19 protein-coding genes are annotated in these 19294 nt (G+C 68.2%); 9 read left to right on the top strand and 10 right to left on the bottom strand.

The window, feature by feature from the left end:
* The first annotated feature begins 42 nt into the window (after positions 1-42).
* Positions 43-1074, top strand: coding sequence for a PhoU domain-containing protein (locus tag ACSG06_RS10740; RefSeq protein ID WP_440990249.1), 1032 nt, complete (start codon positions 43-45; stop codon positions 1072-1074).
* 64 nt (positions 1075-1138) lie between these two features.
* On the opposite strand, the gene ACSG06_RS10735 is transcribed toward ACSG06_RS10740, so the two are convergent.
* Both ACSG06_RS10735 and ACSG06_RS10730 read right to left on the bottom strand, forming a co-directional pair.
* On the bottom strand, positions 1139-1594 hold the full coding sequence (locus ACSG06_RS10735; RefSeq protein WP_440990308.1) for a DUF7528 family protein: 456 nt from the start codon (positions 1592-1594) through the stop codon (positions 1139-1141).
* 114 nt (positions 1595-1708) lie between these two features.
* Positions 1709-2914 carry an LEA/WHy family protein gene (locus ACSG06_RS10730; protein WP_440990248.1) on the bottom strand — a complete coding sequence of 402 codons (1206 nt, stop codon included), beginning with the start codon at positions 2912-2914 and terminating at the stop codon, positions 1709-1711.
* Positions 2915-3026: 112 nt separating this feature from the next.
* Between ACSG06_RS10730 and ACSG06_RS10725 the strand changes: the two genes are divergently transcribed.
* From ACSG06_RS10725 to ACSG06_RS10710, 4 genes are read left to right on the top strand one after another with little or no spacing between them, the layout of a single operon-like run.
* Complete coding sequence (locus ACSG06_RS10725; RefSeq protein ID WP_440990247.1) at positions 3027-3242, top strand: DUF7525 family protein; 216 nt, start codon at positions 3027-3029, stop codon at positions 3240-3242.
* 54 nt (positions 3243-3296) lie between these two features.
* A complete protein-coding gene (locus tag ACSG06_RS10720) occupies positions 3297-3521 on the top strand; it encodes a DUF7123 family protein (RefSeq protein WP_256300524.1) in 225 nt (74 codons plus the stop codon).
* Between the two features lie 44 nt (positions 3522-3565).
* Positions 3566-4000 (top strand): SRPBCC family protein, encoded by a 435-nt coding sequence (locus tag ACSG06_RS10715; RefSeq protein ID WP_440990246.1) that lies wholly within the window; start codon positions 3566-3568, stop codon positions 3998-4000.
* Entirely contained in the window at positions 3997-4809 is an 813-nt protein-coding gene (locus ACSG06_RS10710; RefSeq protein WP_440990245.1) for a nitrilase-related carbon-nitrogen hydrolase, read from the top strand. The genes ACSG06_RS10715 and ACSG06_RS10710 overlap by 4 nt, the downstream gene beginning before the upstream one ends.
* An 819-nt stretch (positions 4810-5628) precedes the next feature.
* Here the strand turns inward: ACSG06_RS10710 and ACSG06_RS10705 are convergent.
* A complete protein-coding gene (locus ACSG06_RS10705) occupies positions 5629-7164 on the bottom strand; it encodes an aldehyde dehydrogenase family protein (RefSeq protein ID WP_440990244.1) in 1536 nt (511 codons plus the stop codon).
* A gap of 154 nt (positions 7165-7318) precedes the next feature.
* Here ACSG06_RS10705 and ACSG06_RS10700 point away from each other — a divergent pair, with 154 nt between their 5' ends.
* Complete coding sequence (locus tag ACSG06_RS10700; RefSeq protein ID WP_440990243.1) at positions 7319-7756, top strand: cupredoxin domain-containing protein; 438 nt, start codon at positions 7319-7321, stop codon at positions 7754-7756.
* Positions 7757-7781: 25 nt separating this feature from the next.
* Here the strand turns inward: ACSG06_RS10700 and ACSG06_RS10695 are convergent, their stop codons facing one another.
* Positions 7782-8555 carry a cell surface protein gene (locus ACSG06_RS10695; RefSeq protein ID WP_440990242.1) on the bottom strand — a complete coding sequence of 258 codons (774 nt, stop codon included), beginning with the start codon at positions 8553-8555 and terminating at the stop codon, positions 7782-7784.
* A 4-nt stretch (positions 8556-8559) separates the two neighbouring features.
* Positions 8560-11985, bottom strand: a complete 3426-nt coding sequence (locus ACSG06_RS10690) for a thermonuclease family protein (protein ID WP_440990241.1) — start codon at positions 11983-11985, stop codon at positions 8560-8562.
* Between the two features lie 214 nt (positions 11986-12199).
* Here ACSG06_RS10690 and ACSG06_RS10685 point away from each other — a divergent pair, with 214 nt between their 5' ends.
* Positions 12200-13342 (top strand): acyl-CoA dehydrogenase family protein, encoded by a 1143-nt coding sequence (locus ACSG06_RS10685; RefSeq protein WP_440990240.1) that lies wholly within the window; start codon positions 12200-12202, stop codon positions 13340-13342.
* Here the strand turns inward: ACSG06_RS10685 and ACSG06_RS10680 are convergent, their stop codons facing one another.
* Positions 13343-13600 (bottom strand): hypothetical protein, encoded by a 258-nt coding sequence (locus ACSG06_RS10680; RefSeq protein ID WP_440990239.1) that lies wholly within the window; start codon positions 13598-13600, stop codon positions 13343-13345.
* 98 nt (positions 13601-13698) lie between these two features.
* On the opposite strand from ACSG06_RS10680, the gene ACSG06_RS10675 reads away from it, so the two are divergent.
* Both ACSG06_RS10675 and ACSG06_RS10670 read left to right on the top strand, forming a co-directional pair.
* Entirely contained in the window at positions 13699-13902 is a 204-nt protein-coding gene (locus ACSG06_RS10675; protein WP_440990238.1) for a hypothetical protein, read from the top strand.
* Between the two features lie 85 nt (positions 13903-13987).
* Positions 13988-14533, top strand: a complete 546-nt coding sequence (locus tag ACSG06_RS10670) for a GNAT family N-acetyltransferase (RefSeq protein ID WP_440990237.1) — start codon at positions 13988-13990, stop codon at positions 14531-14533.
* Positions 14534-14556: 23 nt separating this feature from the next.
* On the opposite strand, the gene ACSG06_RS10665 is transcribed toward ACSG06_RS10670, so the two are convergent.
* The 4 genes from ACSG06_RS10665 to gdhB all read right to left on the bottom strand — a co-directional run bounded on the left by ACSG06_RS10665 (position 14557) and on the right by gdhB (position 19226).
* On the bottom strand, positions 14557-15813 hold the full coding sequence (locus ACSG06_RS10665) for a Glu/Leu/Phe/Val family dehydrogenase (RefSeq protein ID WP_440990236.1): 1257 nt from the start codon (positions 15811-15813) through the stop codon (positions 14557-14559).
* Positions 15814-15893: 80 nt separating this feature from the next.
* A complete protein-coding gene (locus tag ACSG06_RS10660) occupies positions 15894-16757 on the bottom strand; it encodes an HpcH/HpaI aldolase/citrate lyase family protein (protein WP_440990235.1) in 864 nt (287 codons plus the stop codon).
* An 87-nt stretch (positions 16758-16844) separates the two neighbouring features.
* A complete protein-coding gene (locus tag ACSG06_RS10655) occupies positions 16845-17900 on the bottom strand; it encodes a DUF2332 domain-containing protein (RefSeq protein ID WP_440990234.1) in 1056 nt (351 codons plus the stop codon).
* Positions 17901-17942: 42 nt separating this feature from the next.
* Positions 17943-19226: a glutamate dehydrogenase GdhB gene (gdhB, locus tag ACSG06_RS10650; protein WP_440990233.1), complete on the bottom strand. Its 1284-nt coding sequence runs from the start codon at positions 19224-19226 to the stop codon at positions 17943-17945.
* Positions 19227-19294: the final 68 nt, after the last annotated feature.

Here is a 19294-nt window from a genome sequence, read left to right as displayed (position 1 = left end):
CATGCAGTCAAATATAAGGTCTCCCCATGGCTACGGGAGGGCATGGAAACGCGCAAGGTCCAGCGGCTCGGGCCGTCCACGCTGGCGATGACGCTGCCGGCCGAGTGGGCGAAGGAGCAGGACGTCGAGAAGGGCGACGAGGTGTCCCTGCGGATGGGGGGCAAGGGGACGCTGACGGTGATGCCGGAGTCGGCGAGCACCGAGGAGTCGGAGGCCATCATCCACGCGGACAACCTCGACGCGGACGCCGTCGAGCGCGCCATCGTCGCGCAGTACGTGCTCGGACGGCGGGTCATCCGCGTCGTCCACGAGGGCGGCACCCTCCCCTCGGAGCACATCAACGCGGTCTACCAGGCAGAGACGCAGCTGATGGGCCTGGGCGTCATCGAGGAGACGCCCGAGAGCATCGCCATCCGCTGTTCGGTCGACCCCGAGGACTTCACGCTCGACAACCTGCTCGAGCGCCTCGAATCCACGGGCTCGACGATGCGCGGCGAGGCCATCAAGGCGCTCGCCCACGGCAACCCCGACATGGCCCAGCGCGCGCTCAACCGCGAGCGCCAGGCGAACAAGATCTTCGTGCTGATGCTGCGGCTCATCTTCACCGCCTACCAGAACCCGAACCTCGCCCGTGCGGTCGGCCTCGACGAGGGCTTCCCGCTCATCGGCTACCGCTCCATCGCGAAGAACCTGGAGCTCACCGCCGACAACGCCGAGGACATCGCCGAGATCGTCATGGAGACCGAGAACCACACGCTGAACGTCGACCAGCCCGTGATGCGGCGCATCCGCGAATTCACGGAGAAGGTCGACGAGATCACCGCGCTCGCCGTCGAGGCGGCCGTCGAGCGCGACTACGACAAGACCATCGAGGTGCGCCGGCTGTTCCACGAGATCAGCGACCGCGAGCGCGAGATACTCGACGACCTCCCCGAGATGGAGAACAAGGACCTCCTGCAGGTCCGTGAGGTGCTCGTCAGCCTCCAGCAGACCGCCCAGTACGCGATGCGGAACGCCGAGATCGCGGTCAACCTCGCGCTGAACGAGGAGTCCGAGCACGTCGAGATCCACTGACCGACCCCCGCTTCTCGTTGGAGCCGTCGCTGGTCGACGATACGACAACCCGGCGAGCGACGGCCTAGTCGGCCGTCGCCTCAGGCATCCGTTCCTCCTCCTTCGCGTCGGTGGACTCGGGGTCCGCCTTCGCCACGGTCAGCGGGCTCCGGCTCGTGATCTCGCAGTCGAAGGCCGGATGCTCCGCGAAGTGTCGCACCAGCATATGCCGACGCGAGCCAGTGATACCGGTCCGGCCGACCGCCTCGGCCCCGAACTCGTCGGGCAGGCGGTCGTACAGCCGGCGGACGGTCTCGAAGCTCTCGAACACCTTCGCGTTCCCGGCGGAGTCGGCCCCGCGGCGGGTGACCTCGTAGGAGCCGTCCTCGCGGTGGATGCCCGTGGTCCGGAAGAACTCGCGACGTTCGACCAGCGCGTCGCCGATCTGGTCCTGCAGCGCCATGGCTTCTCGGCGCGTGAGCGTACGATTCGATTCACCGATAGAAACGACGATGGACTCTGGAGTGGATTCGACGGTGATCTCGTTACCGTCGGAGAACTCGACCAGGAGACTGGGTACTCCGTGTCATGTGTCCTACCGTGAGCGTGCTGGGATAATAAGCGTGTTGCCGGCGTCAGCACTCGCCGCCCGCGTTCACGCAGGTCTTGCCACATCCGCCGCGCTGACGCCGAGGATGCCGCCGCCGTCTGTGGTCGTGCCGCCACCGTTCGTCGTGCCGTCGCCACCGGAGCCGTCGTCGGTCGTGGTACCGCCGTCGGTGGTCGTTCCGTCGTCCGTCGGGGTGCCGTCACCGCCGGACGAGTCGCCCTCGGTACCGTTCTCACCGCCGGCGTCGGTCGCGTTCTTCGTGCCGAAGATGTCGGTCTCGATGGTCTCTGTGTAGGTGAACCGGTCCATCGGGATCTGGATGCTCGTGCCCCCGATCCGGGTGGTGACGCTGAAGTTGATCCGCAGGTCGGTCACCTGGTCGCGCTGGATGTGGCTCACCCACCACTCGTCGAGGTTCGAGTTGTCGATGGTCGTCACGGTTCGGACCTGGGTCACCTCGCCCGGCGCGAGGACGTACTCGCGGGTGTTCGTCCCCTCCCCCACGGTGATGTTGTTCATGTTCACCCCGTACTCGATCTGGGAGATGGGGATGGCGTAGGACTTCGGGTTGTAGACGTAGAAGTCGAGCACGATGGGCGTCGACTCGTTGGACACCTCGCCCCACTGGCCGGCGGTCCGGTTGATGTACAGCACGGGGTCCGAGACGAGCGCCCGGTTCGCGTTCACCTCGCGCGTCTCGGTCGAGTTGAACGACGAGAGCAGGTCGGTCTGGATGGTCCGCTCCTGGGGCACCGCGAACGAGCGGCCGACGAGTCCGGACCTGATGGTCGCGTCGATGCGCACGTCGGTCGTCTCCCCGCGACGGATGTGGCTGGCCCACCACTGGGGGATGCGCTCGTTCTGCAGGTAGCTCTGCGTCGTCACCGTCGACCGCCCCGGCTTCACGTTGATGTCGTCCCGTCCGCCGGTCGCCATCGTGATGTTGTTCATGTTCACCTCGTACTCCGCGGAGACGTCGAGGAAGCCCGTCCCGACCGGGTTCGGGTTCTGCACCGCGAGCTCGGTCTCGATGACCGTCGTCGACTCGTTGGCCTCGCCGAACCGGTTCTCGACGCCGGCCACCGAGGGAACGCCGAGGAACCCCAGCAGGTACGCGGCGACGACCATCCCCACGAGCCCCACGACGACCACGGCGCCGATCCGAAGCGTGCTCCCGAACAGGAGACGTCTGACCGTCGCGAGGCCACCGCCACCTGTCGACCCACCACCTGAATCCGTTCCGTCTGACATTCCTGTGGACGGAAGGTCCCGAGGTATAAAAGGCCTTGAGCCAACGTCCTTTGGACGGCAGGCCCCACCGTCGACAGCAGGGATTAAGACCCTCCCCTCGATACTCACGTCCATGAGCCAACACACGTCCGGGTCGAGCGACAAGGCGATCGGCCTCTCCACCGTATTCGGCATCGCGGCCGTCCTCAGCGCGGTCGCCATGGCCGTCTTCGGCATCCAGTACCTCGGCGGCACGTCGAGTGCACAGGCCGCCGGGAGCTACGCCTTCGCGGGCGCGATGGTCTTCGCGATGCTCTCGGTCTTCGCACTCCAGTGGTGGGACCGCTGACACCGTCGGAGCAAAAATCGTTATTAGCGTGAGGCCCCTATCTACGTACAGACGATGAGCGACTACTCCGACGAGGAGCAACGGATACTCGCCTACCTTCGAGACAGCGTCTCGAAGGGGCAACAGTACTTCCGTGCGAAGAACATCGCCGACGCCATCGACCTCTCCTCGAAACAGGTCGGCTCGCGACTCCCACACCTCTCAGAGAAGTCAGAGGACGTCGACATCGAGAAGTGGGGACGGTCCCGGTCGACGACGTGGAAGGTAACGGTCAGTTAACCCGATTCCGCTGCGTTTTTGGCCACGAGGGAATCAGATATCGTATGACAGTCCGGGTCGAGCGGACGTTCGAGTTCCCGGTTGCCCCCGAACGGGTCTGGGCGTTCATCGCGGACCCTGAGCTCCGTGCTCGTCCCATCAGCGTCGTCGATCGGTTCGAGCTCCGCAACGAGGACGGCACCGAGGCCATCTGGCACGTCAAACTCCCGATCCCGCTCGTCCGCCGCACGGTCGCGGTCAGGACCCGTGACGTCGACCGCCGCGAGCCGGAGTTCGTCCGGTTCGAAGGTCGTTCGAAGGTGATGCGAGTGACGGGGGAACACGAGATCAACGAGACAGAGGCGGGCTGCACCCTCACGAACCGCTTCATCGTGGACGGCAAGCTCCCGGGTGTGGAGCGCTTCTTCGAGCGCAACCTCGACGGCGAGCTCGACAACCTCGAGGCCGCCCTGCGTGAACACCTGGAGCTCCCGGCATGAAGCTCGTCCTCGCCCAGCTGGCGGTCGAACCGGCGGCGACCGAGCACAACGTCGACCGCGCCGTCGAGGCCGTCGTGGAGGCGGCCGACCGCGGCGCGGACCTCGTCGCCCTGCCGGAGCTGTTCAACGTCGGCTACTTCTCGTTCGACGTGTACCAGCGTGCAGCCGAGGGCCTCGACGGTGAGACGCTCTCCCGGCTCGCCGCCGCCGCGGCCGACAACGGCGTCGCGCTGCTCGCCGGCACCGTCGTCGAGGACCTCGGCGAGACGGTCGCGACCGGAGCCGCCCCGACACCTGCAGACGAGGGGCTGGCGAACACCGCCGTCCTGTTCGACGCCGACGGCGACCGCCAGCTCGTCTACCGCAAGCACCACCTGTTCGGGTACTCCTCCGCCGAGGCGGAGCTGCTGGTGCCCGGCGAGCGCATCCCGACCACGGAGTTCGGCGACTTCACCGTCGCCGTCACGACCTGCTATGACCTGCGTTTCCCCGAGCTCTACCGCGAACTGCAGGAACAGGGCGCGACGCTCACCCTCGTTCCGAGCGCCTGGCCGTACCCCCGCGTCGAGCACTGGCGCACCCTGGCCCGTGCCCGCGCCATCGAGAACCTCTCCTACGTCGCCACCATCAACGGCAGCGGCGAGTTCGACGACGCCACGCTGCTCGGCCGCTCGACCGTCTACGACCCGTGGGGCACCCCGGTCGCGACGACCGACGACCGCCCGGCACTCGTCGAGACGACGGTCGACCCGGGCGAGGTCGACCGCGTCCGCGAGGAGTTCCCGGCGCTGGAGGACACTCGTCTCTGAGCGCTGTCAAAGTCGCGGAGTTTATACGTTCGCGGTCCAAAGCAGGGGTTGCCGGAGAGACGCTTTTCACGTCGATTCCGGCAAACGCCCGTCGCACCTACGCCCGCGCCCACTTCCGTTCCGCGGGGCTACCTAGGAGCCTATCGCGGAACGGAACTCTCGCCTCTACCTTGCCCGAAGCGGCAGCGGCGTCGCTTCAACCCGCCACTCTCGTCCGCAACCGGCCCGCACTCCTGTCCCTCGCGGGCCGTCGTTCGAACAGATTCTGAGTGTTGGCTGTGTGATTCGGATGTCCCGATTGGATACGTACGGTCGACGTAGTAAACAGCGAGGCTGAAAGCATCTCGAAAGCCCCGCCCATGTCGGCTCCCGCGACTCGTTGCGCTCCTCGTACCTGCGGTGCTTACGTCGTCGGGGTTCGCCGACATGGTCGCCCCTTTCAGTCCCACCCGACCGCAACCGCCCTCGAACCTCCCCAACCGACTGCGATGCTCGGTCGCTAGCGTCCCCGGAAATCGGAGATTTCCGGTGGGCTCACGAGACGCTCCGCGTCTCGTGACCGCTCCCTGCGCTTCTCGTCCCTCGCACGAGCGACTGCTCGCGGCCCGGCGAGACTCCGCCGTCGTCTCGCTGCCCTCCGCTCGCAAGCTCGCGGAGACCTCGCTGTCGCTCGGCACGCTCGCGGGCCGCGCGCCACCCGGCTGCCCGGAGGCCATCCCGCCGAAAGTTTACAATATTCGTAAACTCTCGGCCCGTCGAAGCGAAATCGCACAGCTACACCGGGCGAAGAAAGAAGAAAGACAGAGCCGCGATTCGCGTTCAGTCGTCGCTCTGGGTCTTGATGTCCGCGCTCAGGCCCTGTGCCATCTCGATGTCCTTCGAGTTGTTGAGCGTCCAGGCGGTGCGCTCGGTGACGGCCTCGATGACCTCGCGGGCGCTCGGGTAGCCGTTGCCGGACTTCTTGATGCCGCCGAACGGCAGCTGGACCTCGGCGCCGATGCACGGCAGGTTGCCGTACGCGAGGCCGACCTCGGCGTTGTCGCGGTAGTAGTTGATCTGGCGGTAGTCCTCGGAGATGATGGCGCCGGCGAGGCCGTACGGCGTGTCGTTGTGGATCTCGACGGCGTCCTCGATGTCACCCGAGTACTTCAGCAGGGCGACGTGCGGGCCGAAGCACTCCTCCTTGATGCAGCGGAGGTCGGTGTCGTACTCGATCTCGTAGACGAACGGGCCGACCCAGTGGCCGTCCTCGTGGCCCTCGGGAATCTCGTCGTCGCCGAGCTCGAAGCGGTCGACCAGCACGTTCGCGCCCTCCTCGCGGGCCATCTCGTTGTGCCGGCGGATCTTCTCGACGTGGCCGGCCTCGATGGCCGGGCCCATGAACGTGTCCTCGTCGAGCGGGTCGCCGACGGCGATGTTCTGTGCGACCTCGACGTAGCGCTCCTTGAACTCGTCGTAGACGTCCTCGTGGACGATGAGGCGCTCGGAGGAGACACAGCGCTGGCCGGTCGTCTTGAAGCTAGACATCACGGCGGAGTGGACGGCGACGTCGAGGTCCGCCTCCTCGGTGATGACGATACCGTTCTTGCCGCCCATCTCGCAGGCTGCGAGCTTGCCGGGCGTGCCGCCGACCTTGCTCGCGACCTCGTGGCCGACCTCCGCGGAGCCGGTGAACAGCACGGTGTCGGTGATGTCGTTCTCGACGAGCTCGGCACCGGCGTCGCCGAAGCCCTGCACGATGTTGAACACGCCGTCCGGGATGCCCGCGTCGACGAACATCTCGGCGATGATCTGGGCGCACCACGGCGTCTGCTCGGCGGGCTTGAACACGACGGTGTTGCCCTCGACGAGCGCGACGGCCATGTGCCAGAACGGGATGGCGACCGGGAAGTTCCACGGCGTGATGCAGCCGACGACGCCGCGCGGTTTGCGCCGCATGTAGGCGTCCTTGCTCGGAATCTCGGAGGGGACCACGTCGCCCTTCGGGTGGCGGGCGTCGCCGGCGGCCCACTCGACCATGTGCGCGGCCTCGACGACGTCGGCCTTGCCCTCGCTGATCTCCTTGCCGCACTCCTTGGTCACGACCGCGCCGAGCTCGTCGGTGCGCTCGCGCAGCTCGTGGTAGATGTCCCAGAGGTACTCCGCGCGGTCGATGTGGGACATCGCCTGCCACATCTCGGACGCCTCGTCGGCGGCCTCGAGTGCCTCCTGTACGTCCTCGGGTGTTCCACGGTGGAACTCGCCGAGGGTCTCGCCCGTCGCCGGGTTCTTGCTCTCGAAGGTCTCGTCGCCGTGGCCCTCGGTCCACTCACCGTCGATGTAGTGCTGGTAGGTGTCGGTGTCCTGCTGGCTCATAACGAATCAGGTAAAATTTTCGCTGCCACCCGTCAAAAAGGCTGCTATGTGCAGGACTGCGCTCCCCGTCCATGGTCGGATACACGTTCAAATCCGGTGTTGATTGCGCACCGAAGTGTGTAATTTTATCAACCGAACGTCCGTGACGTTGGGTATGACCACCTCGCGCCGCGAGCTTCTCGCCGCGGCCGGCACGTTCCTCGCGGTGGGGCTGGCCGGCTGCAACGGCGACAGCGGCGACCCCGCGACGACCGCACCGCCGACCACCAGCCCGCCGCCGGCCGACGCGACCGTCGAGATCGACGCCGGGGGATTCACGCCGCTGCGTGTCTCCGTCGATCCGGGCGACCGCGTGCGCTGGGAGAACGTCGACGAGACGGCACACGATGTGACGCCCGACACCGAGGTCGGCGGTGCCGCCGACTGGGAGTTCGAGGCCGACACCGTCGACTCCGGCGACAGGCTCGACCGTGTGTTCGAGGAGCGCGGGCTGTACGCCTACCGGTGTACGATCCACGGTCGGGAGGCGATGTGCGGCGCGGTCGTCGTCGGCGACGTGAGCGTCGACACCGCGCTCCCCTGTCAGGACTGACGGACGCCGAACGGAACCGCTGTCCTCAGTAGCGACGACCCGCGACGAGCGCCAGCGCCAGCGCGACGGCGGTGAGCAGCCCGCCGGCCGCACCGAACCCGAGCCCGACCGAGCCGTCGTCGTCGGTCGTCGTCGGAGCCGGTCCAGTCCCAGGCTGGTCAGTGGCGGTCGACGTGCCCGGCTGGTCGGTGGTCGGGACCGACGTGGGTGTCGCGGTGACGGTCGGCGTCGCGGTCGAGACGTCGCCGACGGTCAGCAGGCCGTCGTCGGCGGCCGGGTCGACCCGGGAGCCGTCGTCGTCGACCTGTTCCACCGACAGCACGAGGTCGACCGTCCCCGTCGATCCGCCGGCGAGCGTGACGGTGCCGAGGGCGACCGGACCGTCGCCTGTCCCGACCTCGTCGTCGAGGTCGGCGGACTTCAGTCGTGCCGCGCTACCGTCGTCGGCGACGACGACCGACCCGTCGCCGATGGCCGGGAACGGCTCGGCGAGCGCGGCGTCGGTTATCGTCGCCGTCTCGGTGTCGGCGACGGCGACCGTGACGTTGAACCCGGAGAGTCCGTCGGGCACGGCAGACAGCGTCAGGGTCGTCTCGGTGGTCCCGCCGGGGTCGACGCTGGCGTCTGCCACGGCGAGCGTCGGGTCGTCCGTCTGCACGCTCGCATCCGCGGCACCGGCGGCACCGACGTCCGCACCGGCCAGAGCGGGCGCGAGTGCGAGCGCCAGCACGAACGCGGCGGCGGCCGCCGGGATAGCGATCCTAGCGTGCCTGCCGGCCGTCGAGTCGTGGCGGGCCATCGGTCTATATCTCCTCGAACAGGGTCGTGATGTCGTCGAAGTCGACGCGGCCGTTGTCGTTGAAGTCGTACGAGTCGACGTAGTCCTGGATGGCGTCCTCCTCGCGGTGCTCGAAGAAGACGACGACGTCCTCGAAGTCGAGCTGGCCGTTGCCGTTCAGGTCCTCGTAGACGCCGTCGTCGTCGGGGTCCGTCGGCAGGTCGTTGTCGCCGATGCGCTCGACGGGGGCGATGGTGAGGTCCCCCGTGCTCGTCTGCGCGTCGATGACGGAGCCGTCGTCGGCGTCGAGCGCGTCGATGCCGAGGCCGACGCCGGTGGAGCCCGCGGACTGCGGCTCGAGGGAGAGCGTCGCGAGCGTGATGTCCGACGCCCCGGTGCCGACGTTGTCCTCGATGTCGGCGGCCTCGAGCGAGACCGTCCCGCCGTCGTCGCTGACGTCTGCCTGCGTGGTCGAGTCGGGGAACGCATCGTCGAAGCTCACGTCGATCGCGGCGGCGACCTCGGTGTCCGCGACCGTGATTGTCACGTCGAAGCCAGCGAGTCCGTCGGGCGCGTTCGACAGCGAGAGGTCGGCCGGCACCGCGCTGCCGCCGCCGTTGCGCTCGGGGAACGAGACGGAGAGGGTGGGCTGTGCGGGCTCCTCGCCGCCGGTTCCGGGCTCGTAGACGTCGAACAGGTCGAAGCTCTGGTGGAAGTTCGTCGTCGTGACGAGGCCGGCGTCGCCGTTCACGTTGTTCGAGCCGTCGGTGACGGCGTCGTCGGTGAGCCGGAGGTCCGTGCCGAGGCCGCTCGCCAGCGCGTTCAGGTTCTCGCGGGCGGCGTCGGACGCGTTCGCGTCGCCGAGCAGGACGATGGCGCCGCCGTCGTCGCGGAAGCTCCGCAGGGCGTCGACCTCCGCCTCGGAGAACGCCTCGGTGTGGCTCGTGACGAGCAGCGCGCGGCCACGCGAGAGCTTCTCGGCGGTCGGCTCGTTCACCTGCTCGAAGTTCAGGCCCGCGCCCTCGAGGAAGCGCTGGTAGTAGGCGGCGTCCTCGTTCGAGAGGCCGAAGTCGGCGCCGAACTGGCCGTGGCCGCCGTCGACCAGCACGTCGCCCTCGCGTCCGGAGAGCGAGTCGGCGAGGTTGGAGACGAACGTGAAGTTCTCGAAGCCGGAGACGTCGTAGCCCGAGCCCTCCGCCTCCTCGTGGGACTCGTCGACGAGCAGGCCGCCGAGCATCGCGACGTTCGCGGTCCGGTCGACGCCGGCGAGCGGGGCCTCGGAGACGCTGGCGCTGGACTCGGCGTTGACGGGGACGCGACCCTGACCGAGCGTACCGTTGGTGGAGCCGACGGCCGCGGGCGTCGGGACGAACAGGTCCTCGACGGGGCGGTTCCGGTAGCTGGGGGCGGACTCGACGTCGCTCTCGGCCCAGAGGCCGGTGCCGTCGGTGCGCGCGGCGTGCTCGTGGTCCCAGAACTCGTCGTGCTTCGAGAGGCTGGAGCCGTAGACGCGGGCGTAGCCCTCCTGGATGAGCGCGGCGTTGTACAGCGTGTCCGTGCTGCCGTCGCCGGTCGCGTCGTACTCGACGTAGCCGAGCAGCCGGTCGAAGGGGTCGGTGATACCCTCGTTCTCGTCGAAGCTGACGACGACGTCCTCCCCGGAGAGCGCCTGGGTCGCGAACTCGGTCGCCTCGACGGCCCACTCCTGGAGGTGCGCGAGGGGGTCCTCGCTGTCGCCGCCGAAGTACGCCGCGTAGCTGTCGGTGTTGAACTGCTCGGTGGAGAACGCGAAGTTCCCGTCCGCCTGCACCTGCGCGTCGTTGTAGCGGAACGCCGCACCGAGCTCGTCGAGCACGGCGTTCAACGCGTCCGTCTGGTCGAACCCGTCGTAGTCGGACTTGCCGATGAACGTGACGGGGTTGCCGTCGGCCGCGAAGGTCGCGAGCGCGTCGCGGTTCGCGTCGGAGAGCTCGTTCGGCGAGGAGACGACGAACGCGTCCGCGTCGCCCGCGGCCGCGGCGAGGTCGCCGGCTGATTCGAGCGTGTAGCCCGCGTCCTCCGCACGGCCCTCGAAGTTCCCGAAGACGTCGCCCAGGGTGTCGTACTGCCCGTTGTCGAGCCAGACGACGGTGCCCGCGCCGCCGAGCTGGTCGTCCCAGACGTTCAGCACGAGGTCGCCGTTGTCGCCGTCCCAGCCACCCTCGTCGTTGACCATGTTGGCGCCGAGCCCGACGAGGTTGTCGTCCTTCACGCCGAGCGGGATGGCGGTCCCGTCGGGATAGCTCACCGCGTCGCCACCGTTCTGGTCGGTGACGGTGGCGTTCGACGGTGCCCAGTACAGCACCGCCGCGTCGTCCGTGAGCGGCTCCATCGCGTCGTCCAGGAAGCAGGTGCCGCTGTAGTGCGAGAGCGAACCGACGGGTCGGAGGTCGCTCTCGGTCGTGTACGCGAGGCCCTCCCACTCCTCGGGCCGCTCGGCACTGGCGTTCTCCGGCTTCTCGGCCGTGTCGACGCCGAGCACGCGGATCGACTGCGAGCCGGCGTCGGGGTCGTCGAACTCGACGGTGAACGTGTCGCCGTCGGCGACGCTCGTCACGGTGCCCGGATAGCTCTCGCCGGGCTCGAACGGGAGTTCGCCGCCGCCGATGCCCTCGCGGCCCGCGAACAGCTCGGGGTACTGCTCGGTGTTGCCGTTCTCGGTGAGGACGACGAAGTTCTCGAAGCCGCTGTTCTCGTCGTCGTACACCTGGTCGTCGTTGAAGCGGAACGCCGCGCCGACGGCCGCCGCGACCGCGTTCAGGTTCGCGGTCTGGTCCTGGTCCTGGTAGTCCGAGGCGTCGTGCAGGAACAGCGCGCCGCCAGCGTCGACGAACGAGGCGACCGCCGACAGCTCGTCGTCGGAGAGCGCCGTCGCCGGGCGGGCGAGCACGAGCCCGTCCGCACTCCCGAGGTCGGCTTCGAGATCGGTCGTCGCCGGGACGGTGTAGCCGTTGTCCTCCGCGTAGTTCGCGAACGTCGAGATGTCCGCGCGGGTGACGGCGTTGTCGTGACTCTCGTCGACGAGGACGGTCGCGTCGCCGCCGGTGAGGCTGTCCCAGACGTTCAGGAGGAACTCCTCGTTGCCGGCGTCGCCGAACGACTCCTGGTTGTTGACGAAGTCGTTGCCGATGCCGACCACCGTCCCGTCGATGCCCACGAGCGGGATGTCGGTGCCGTCGGGGTAGCTGACGGCGTCGCCGTTGCCGTCCTCGTCGGCGTTGTACGCCGTCGGCTCCGCCCAGACGAGCACGTTCGAGCTGTCCGTGAGCGGTTCGCTGGCGGCGTTCAGCAGGCTGCCGGTCGAGTAGAACCGGAGCTGGCCGACGTCGAGTGCTGCGGTCTGACCGGACGATGCCCCCGCTCCCGTGGCCGACACGACGCTACCGAGCGATGTCGCGGCGAGTGTGGCCATAAAATCGCGTCGTTGCACACCGAAGCAACACGGGGATATCGGTATAAATACACCGGTTCCCCTTGCAGATTAAAGATATAGAATATATAGGATTATAGAAGGAACAGAGTTGTTTGAATGAACTGAAGACACTGAGCTTTGAGTTCCCCGCCCGGCCCGGGGACCGGGGTTCGACCTTCGGCATTTTTATTTTGGCCCTCGGCAAGTGTTGCGTATGGACTTCACGCTGCCGGACGAGCACCGGATGATCCGCGAGGAGGTGCGGCGGTTCTGCGACGAGGAGATCGAACCCATCGCACAGGACATCGAGGACGAGCACCGCTTCCCCGAGGAGATCTTCGACCAGCTCGCCGACCTGGACGTGATGGGCGTCCCAATCTCGGAGGAGTACGGCGGCCTCGGCGGCGACACGCTGATGTACGCGGTCGTTGCCGAGGAGCTCGGTCGTGTCTCGGGCTCCGTCGCGCTCTCGTACGTCGCACACACATCGCTCGCCTCCAAACCCCTCGAGCTGTTCGGCACCGAGGCACAGAAGGAGCGCTGGCTCACGCCGCTGGCATCCGGCGAGTACCTCGGCGGCTGGGCGCTCACCGAGCCGAGCAGCGGCTCCGACGCCTCGGACATGGACACGATCGCCGAGAAAGAGGGCGACGAGTGGGTGCTCAACGGCACGAAGCAGTTCATCACGAACGCGAGCGTCGCCGGGAGCGTCCTCGTGAAGGCCGTCACGGACCCCGGAGAGGGCTACGGCGGCATCTCGACGTTCATCGTCGACCCCGAGGAGGACGACGGCTTCGAGGTCACCACCGTCTGGGACAAGATGGGGCTGAACGCCTCGCCCACCTGTGAGATCAAGCTCACCGACGTGCGCCTGCCCGAGGACCGGATGCTCGGCGAGCGCGGCGACGGCTGGGAGCAGACCAAGAAGACGCTCGACGGCGGCCGCATCTCCATCGCTGCCATCTCGACGGGGCTCGCACAGGGCGCCTACGAGGCCGCGAAGGAGTACTCGACGGAGCGCGAGCAGTTCGGTCAGCCCATCTCGAAGTTCGACGCCATCCGCGACAAGGTCGTCGACATGGACCGCAAGATCGAGCGCGCCCGCCTGCTCACCCACAAGTCCGCGTGGCAGTACGACCAGGGCCAGTCGGTGACGAAGTCCTCGTCGCTCGCCAAGCTCGACGCCAGCGAGGCCGCCCGCGAGGTCGCCGAGGAGGCCGTCCAGACGCTCGGCGGCTACGGCTACACCGAGGACTTCGCCCCGCAGCGGTTCTACCGCGACGCGAAGCTCATGGAGATCGGCGAGGGAACCAGCGAGATCCAGCACCTCGTCATCGGCCGCGAACTCGGGCTGTAGTCAGAAACCGCGCCGTTCGTACTCCTCGTCACCGCCGCCGAGGCGTTCCTTCGCCCGCTCGACGTTCGCCCGGAGCGCGAGCACCATCCCGCCGAGCAGCACGACGCCGATGACGACGCCCAGCTCGTAGAACCCCTCCGCGCGCAGCCACGGGAACACCACCAGCCCGTAGCCGAAGAGGACGATGACGTAGAGGTTGTTGTACTCCTTGAAGAAGCCCGTGAGCGAGTCCGTGAGCGACCGGTCGGAGTCTGCCATCGCGTGCCACTATCGGTCCAGCGGGCAAGAATCCACCGGAGCCAACTCGCTTTGGCCGAGATTTGAACTGGCTCGCGCACCAGATTCGGTCTGTAGCCATGACCGACCACCAGACACAGGGCGATACGGCAGGCGAAGCGGTCGACGACGCACTCGACAGCCTCCGCTCGAAGCTCGACGAGTTCGGTGGCGACGGCGGCAAGAAGGACAAGGCCGCCGAGAAGGGCCACGAACTGGTAGACGAACTGGAGGAGACGATAACCGACCTGACGAGTTCGAGCGACAGTTCGTCGAAGTACTGACCCCCACCGACGGCGCACCCCTGTCGCTGCAGCACCCCACTGCGACCGCCGCAAGTTTCTCCGTGCCAACGCGAGGACGTCCCCCATGGACGACCTGGTGATCCGTCGCTTCGCCGCCAGCGACACCGACCCCGTCTGGCGCGTCCACGACCAGGCGCTCCGTGCGTCTGCGATGGACTACGACCCCGAGTACAACCGCTACCTCCGCCACGTCGACCGCGAGTTCTTCGCACCCGGCGGCTGGTTCACCGTCGTCGAGGCGCCCGACCGCGACGCGACGACGACAACCCGCGGCCACGCCACCGAGCCGGCCGTCGTCGCCATCGGCGGGCTCCAGCCGCTCGCGCACGTGCGCGACGAGTCCGCGGAGCCACCGTCGTGGCTCCCCGCCGAAGAGGCGGAGACCTGCAGAATCCGGAGCGTCGCGGTCGCCCCGGACCTGCAGGGCGCAGGTGTCGGCACCGCACTGCTCGAGCGGCTCGAACGGCGGGCCGACGAACGCGGCTTCGACTACGCCGTCCTGCAGACGCAGACGTCGATGACCCAGGCGTGTCGGTTCTACGAGGGACGCGGCTACGCGACGCTGGCCGAGGTTGACGGGGAACGCTGGTACGGAAAACGGCTCGACTGACTGGGCGGGGATTCGACCGAAGCTCAGGGCCAGTTGCCCGAGTCCATGTAGGCGTCGACGACGCGCTGGATGGCGTTGACGTAGCACGCCGTCCGGAGGTTCGGCGTGTCGAAGGACTCGTGGGCGTCGGTCATCCGGTCGAAGGCGTCGACGATGATGGTCTCCAGTTCGTCGTTGACGCGCTCCTCGGACCAGTAGAACCGCTGGCGGTTCTGGACCCACTCGAAGTACGAGACGGTGACGCCGCCGGCGTTCGCGAGGATGTCGGGGACGATCCACACGTCGGACTCGGTGAGCACGTCGTCTGCGTCGGGGGTGAGCGGCCCGTTCGCGGCCTCGACGATGATGTCCGCCTGCACGTCGCGGGCCAGCTCCTCGTCGATGGCGTTCTCGAGCGCCGCCGGGATGAGGAGGTCGACGTCCATCGTCAGGAGGTCCTCGTTCGTGAACTCCTCGTCGGCGTCCTCGTAGCCCGAGACGGAGCCGGTCTCGCGCTTGAAGTCCTTGACTGCGACGGGGTCGAAGCCATCGGCCCTGTGGATGGCACCGGAGGAGTCGGAGACGGCGACGACGTCGGCGCCGAGCTCGTCGACGAGCTTCGCCGCGATCCAGCCGGCGTTGCCGTAGCCCTGCACGGCGACGGTCGCCTCGCTGATGTCGCGGTCGAGGTAGTCGAACACCTCGCGGGCGGCGAGCATCGTCGAGCGGCCGGTCGCCTCGACGCGCCCCTCGCTACCGCCGGACTCGATGGCCTTGCCCGTGACGACGCCGGGTTCGGTCTTGTCCTCGAGGGTCTCGTAGGTGTCCTTGATCCAGTTCATCTCGCGCTGGCCGGTGTTCACGTCGGGTGCGGGGATGTCCTTGTCCTCGCCCACGAGCGGGCGGAGCTCCTTCGCGAACGAACGGGTGACACGTTCCAGCTCGCCCGCCGAGTGCTCGGACGGGTCGATGACGATACCGCCCTTGCCGCCGCCGTAGGGGATACCGACTGTGGCGCACTTGTAGACCATCCAGCCCGAGAGCGCCTTGACCTCGTCGCGTGTGACGCCCGGGTGGTAGCGGATGCCGCCCTTGTACGGCCCGCGGTCGCCGTTGAACTGCGACCGGAACGCCGTGAACCGGCCGATGCTCCCGTCGTCCATGTCGACGGTGAGGTTGGTCTCGAGGACTCGTTCGGGGTGTTTCAGCCGGTCGAGGACGTCCTCCCTGACGTCGAGGTACGCGGCTGCATCGTCGACCTGCTCCTGGAGACTCTCGAATGGATTGGCCTCGTCTGTCATCAGGCGAAAAATCTCAGAGGCGGGGGTTAAGCGTGGCGGAATTAAAACAATGGAGTGGGATTAAATGTGATGTAAGCTCCTTATACGTCGTCCGCGGCCCTCGCCCGCTCGACGACACGCTCGGCCTGTGCGATGAGCGGTGCGTCGATCATCTGCCCGTCGACCTGGAAGACGCCGCGGCCCTCGGCGTCCGCCTCGGCCTTCGCGGCCAGGACGCGCTCTGCCCACTCGACGGTCTCTTCGTCGGGGGTGAACGCTCCGTTGATGACCGGGACCTGCGAGGGGTGGATGGCCATCTTGCCGTCGTAGCCGAGCTGGATGGCGAACGCGGTCTCCTCGCGCAGCCCCTCGGTGTCGGAGAAGTCGGTGTGGACGGTGTCGATTGCGTCGACCTCAGCGGCCGCGGCCGCGAGAACGACGTGTTCGCGCGCGTGGAGCACCTCGGTCCCCTCGTCGGTCCGGGTCGCGCCGATGTCGGCCGACAGGTCCTCGGCGCCGAAGACGAGCGCGTCGGTCGCGTCGGCCGCTGCGACCGACTCCGCGTGGAGCACGCCGGCCGCGCTCTCGACCAGCGAGAGGACCGGTGGCGTCTCCCCTGGCACCAGCGCGTCGAGGGCGTCGACGTCGTCGCCGTCCGTGCACTTCGGGAGCATGAGGGCGTCGGGACGGGCCGCGGCGTCCCCCTCCCCGAACAGCGCCTCGACGTCGGCCTCGGCCGTCGCGCCGGGTCCCTCGACGGGGTTGACCCGCACGCACACCTCGGCGTCGGGGTCGAAGTCGGGGTCGGTGAGCACATCGCGGACGGCCTCGCGGGCCTCGTCCTTGCGGGCAGGTGCGACGGCGTCCTCGAGGTCGAACACGATGGTGTCCGCGCCGGTCCCGGGTGCCTTGCGCATCAGTTCCGGTCGGTCGCCGGGCGAGAACAGCACGCTGCGTCTGAGCATACGCGAACCGACGGCGGACGGGGTGTTGAAACCTCCCGTCTCCGTCCGAGCAGTTCGACCGACAGACCCAGTGTCTCGCCCCCCAGGTCACTCCTCCGGTGCGATCCACTCCAACCAGCGTCCGTGAGGCTCGTAGTGAGCGACGGTAGTTCCGTCGAGGCCGTCACGGCTGACCGCGGTGTGCCGGAGCGGGATGGTCCCCTCATCGGGTTGTCCGACGACGTGGCTGCCGGACACCCAGTGCAGCTCTCGGTCGGCGGCGAGTTCGACGAGGACGGCCCGGTACCTGTCGCGCTGGGCCTCGCCGAGCTGGTAGAGGACCTGGGTGTCGTAGACGCAGACGGGGCGGTCGTTGGGGAGTTCGGCGACGACAGCGGGGAGCCGGTCGATGGCGTCACCGGCGACCAGCCGCGGTGGGTCCGGGCGCACGACCTCGGCGGCCGCCGCGAGCTGGTCGTGCCGGTCGACGTGCTCCGGCCAGACGAGCGCGCGAAGCCAGTTCAGGTCGGCGTCGTCAGTCACATCGAGCGGGTTCAGGTCGATGCCGACGCGCGAGGCGACCGTCGGCGGGTCGGCTGGTAGTGGGGGATCGGTACCCCGGAGCGCGCAGTCGATGCGCACCGGCGAGTCATCGACGCCGACGGTCCGGACACCCGCGTCGGTCTCGTACCGGTACCGATACCGGTCGAAACAGAGGTTGAGACCGGCGCTCGTGCCGACCTCGACGAGCGCCAACGGGCCGTCGACGCGCGCTGCAACCCGGGCGAACGCCGGGTAGAGGGCGCTGCAGCGACCGACGGCGTTGGTTTGGGTCCGGCGGGTCGCGACCAGTTCGCGAACCCTCGTCTCGTGTGCGAGAACGAACTCGACGAACGCCGGCATCAGGTCCGCCTCGGCCGGGTCGTGCGCTGCGTCGCCGACGACGCTCGGGTACCACTCACGGAGTTCGTGGTCCGCACCGTCGAGGAGGAGCGAGTGGACTGCGGCGAACAGTGTGTGCGGGGCGGGCCGACCTTCGGGAACCGCGTCCGCGACTGCGAGGAGGTCCGGGTCGTCGGCGACACCGCGGGCGAGGCGGGCGTACAGCGGCGAGGTGCCGTCACACCACTCGGCGAACTCGGTGAACTCGTCCCGGAGAGACATGTGCGACAGTTTGCCGGGAGAGGGTATCAGTTGGGGGGTGTATCAGGGCCAGAGCCCGCGTGCCTCGTGGGCCTCTGCGACGCGGTTCAGGGCGACCGCGTACGTCGCGTCGCGCCAGGTGAGGTCGCGCCGGTCGACCTGCTCGCGGACGGCGTCCCACGCCTTCAGCATCTCGGTGCGCAGCTCCTCGTTGACGCGGTCGAGCGACCACTGGCGCCGGTTGATGTCCTGGAGCCACTCGAAGTAGGAGACGGTGACACCGCCGGCGTTCGCGAGGATGTCGGGGAGGACCGGGATGCCCCGTTCGTCGAAGACGGCGTCTGCGGCGGAGGTCGTCGGTCCGTTCGCGCCCTCGACGATCATGTCGGCCTTGACGTCGTCCGCGTTGTCGTCGGTGAGCACGTTGCCGATGGCGGCCGGGATGAGCACGTCCACGTCGAGCTCCAGCAGCTCGTCGTTGGTGATGCTGTGGGGTGCGTCGTAGCCCGAGACCATGCCGGGGCGCTCGTCGTGGTCCTCGACGTCGCGCGTGTCGAGGCCGTCGGGGTCGTAGATGGCGCCGTCGACGTCGCTCACGGCGACGACGGTCGCGCCGAGGTCGTCGAGGTAGCGGGCGGCGTACGCACCGACCGAGCCGAAGCCCTGCACGGCGACGGTCGTCTCGTCCATCTCCCAGCCGTAGTAGTCGATGGCCTGCTCGGCGATGATACCGACCGAGCGGCCGGGGGCGCCCTCGCGGCCGAACGAGCCGCCGATGACCGGCGGCTTGCCGGTGACGACGCCCGGCGTGGTCTCGCCCTCCTGCATCGAGTAGGCGTCCATGAACCAGGCCATCTCCTGCGGGCCGGTGCCCATGTCGGGGGCGGGGATGTCGTGCTTCGGTCCGATGACGTCGCGCAGCTCCTCGGCGAAGCGACGGGTCAGGCGCTCCTTCTCCTCCTCGCTGAGGGTCTTGGGGTCGACGACGATGCCGCCCTTCGCGCCGCCGAACGGGAGGTCCATCACGGCACACTTCCAGGTCATCCACATCGACAGCCCGATGCACTCCTGCTCGGAGACGCCGGGGTGGTAGCGCAGGCCGCCCTTGAACGGACCGCGCACGCTGTCGTGCTGGGCGCGGTAGCCGGTGTACACCTCGGTGGTGCCATCGTCGCGCTGGAGCGGGATGGACACCCGCTGGACCCGGTCCGGGTGGTTCAGGCGCTCGATGACGCCCTCGTCGACGTCGACCAGTTCGGCCGCGCCGGCGAGCTGTCGTCGGGCGGTCTCGAGTGCGCTCTCCTCGTGCTGTTCCGTCTCGTCTTCGGCTGGTGTGGCTGTTGACATTACTGTGACCTCCCACCGATGCGTGTCCACGGCGGTCGTCGGTCCTCCGTGGAGGTCGACGACTGCGT

Origin of the sequence: Haloarchaeobius baliensis, assembly GCF_052060055.1 — an archaeon.
GTDB classification, from domain to species: Archaea; Halobacteriota; Halobacteria; order Halobacteriales; family Natrialbaceae; genus Haloarchaeobius; species Haloarchaeobius baliensis.
The sequence above is the reverse complement of the archived record's forward strand: the minus strand, read 5'-3'. Positions and strand labels throughout refer to the sequence as shown.

Excerpts from the sequence above, each read along its gene's own strand:
- ACSG06_RS10740 (WP_440990249.1), top strand. The coding sequence starts at position 43 with ATGGAAACGCGCAAGGTCCAGCGGCTCGGGCCGTCCACGCTGGCGATG.
- ACSG06_RS10695 (WP_440990242.1), bottom strand. The coding sequence starts at position 8,555 with ATGGCCCGCCACGACTCGACGGCCGGCAGGCACGCTAGGATCGCTATC.
- ACSG06_RS10725 (WP_440990247.1), top strand. The coding sequence starts at position 3,027 with ATGAGCCAACACACGTCCGGGTCGAGCGACAAGGCGATCGGCCTCTCC.
- ACSG06_RS10680 (WP_440990239.1), bottom strand. The coding sequence starts at position 13,600 with ATGGCAGACTCCGACCGGTCGCTCACGGACTCGCTCACGGGCTTCTTC.
- gdhB (WP_440990233.1), bottom strand. The coding sequence starts at position 19,226 with ATGTCAACAGCCACACCAGCCGAAGACGAGACGGAACAGCACGAGGAG.
- ACSG06_RS10715 (WP_440990246.1), top strand. The coding sequence starts at position 3,566 with ATGACAGTCCGGGTCGAGCGGACGTTCGAGTTCCCGGTTGCCCCCGAA.
- ACSG06_RS10655 (WP_440990234.1), bottom strand. The coding sequence starts at position 17,900 with ATGTCTCTCCGGGACGAGTTCACCGAGTTCGCCGAGTGGTGTGACGGC.
- ACSG06_RS10705 (WP_440990244.1), bottom strand. The coding sequence starts at position 7,164 with ATGAGCCAGCAGGACACCGACACCTACCAGCACTACATCGACGGTGAG.
- ACSG06_RS10710 (WP_440990245.1), top strand. The coding sequence starts at position 3,997 with ATGAAGCTCGTCCTCGCCCAGCTGGCGGTCGAACCGGCGGCGACCGAG.
- ACSG06_RS10665 (WP_440990236.1), bottom strand. The coding sequence starts at position 15,813 with ATGACAGACGAGGCCAATCCATTCGAGAGTCTCCAGGAGCAGGTCGAC.
- ACSG06_RS10670 (WP_440990237.1), top strand. The coding sequence starts at position 13,988 with ATGGACGACCTGGTGATCCGTCGCTTCGCCGCCAGCGACACCGACCCC.
- ACSG06_RS10675 (WP_440990238.1), top strand. The coding sequence starts at position 13,699 with ATGACCGACCACCAGACACAGGGCGATACGGCAGGCGAAGCGGTCGAC.
- ACSG06_RS10700 (WP_440990243.1), top strand. The coding sequence starts at position 7,319 with ATGACCACCTCGCGCCGCGAGCTTCTCGCCGCGGCCGGCACGTTCCTC.
- ACSG06_RS10690 (WP_440990241.1), bottom strand. The coding sequence starts at position 11,985 with ATGGCCACACTCGCCGCGACATCGCTCGGTAGCGTCGTGTCGGCCACG.
- ACSG06_RS10660 (WP_440990235.1), bottom strand. The coding sequence starts at position 16,757 with ATGCTCAGACGCAGCGTGCTGTTCTCGCCCGGCGACCGACCGGAACTG.
- ACSG06_RS10720 (WP_256300524.1), top strand. The coding sequence starts at position 3,297 with ATGAGCGACTACTCCGACGAGGAGCAACGGATACTCGCCTACCTTCGA.
- ACSG06_RS10730 (WP_440990248.1), bottom strand. The coding sequence starts at position 2,914 with ATGTCAGACGGAACGGATTCAGGTGGTGGGTCGACAGGTGGCGGTGGC.
- ACSG06_RS10685 (WP_440990240.1), top strand. The coding sequence starts at position 12,200 with ATGGACTTCACGCTGCCGGACGAGCACCGGATGATCCGCGAGGAGGTG.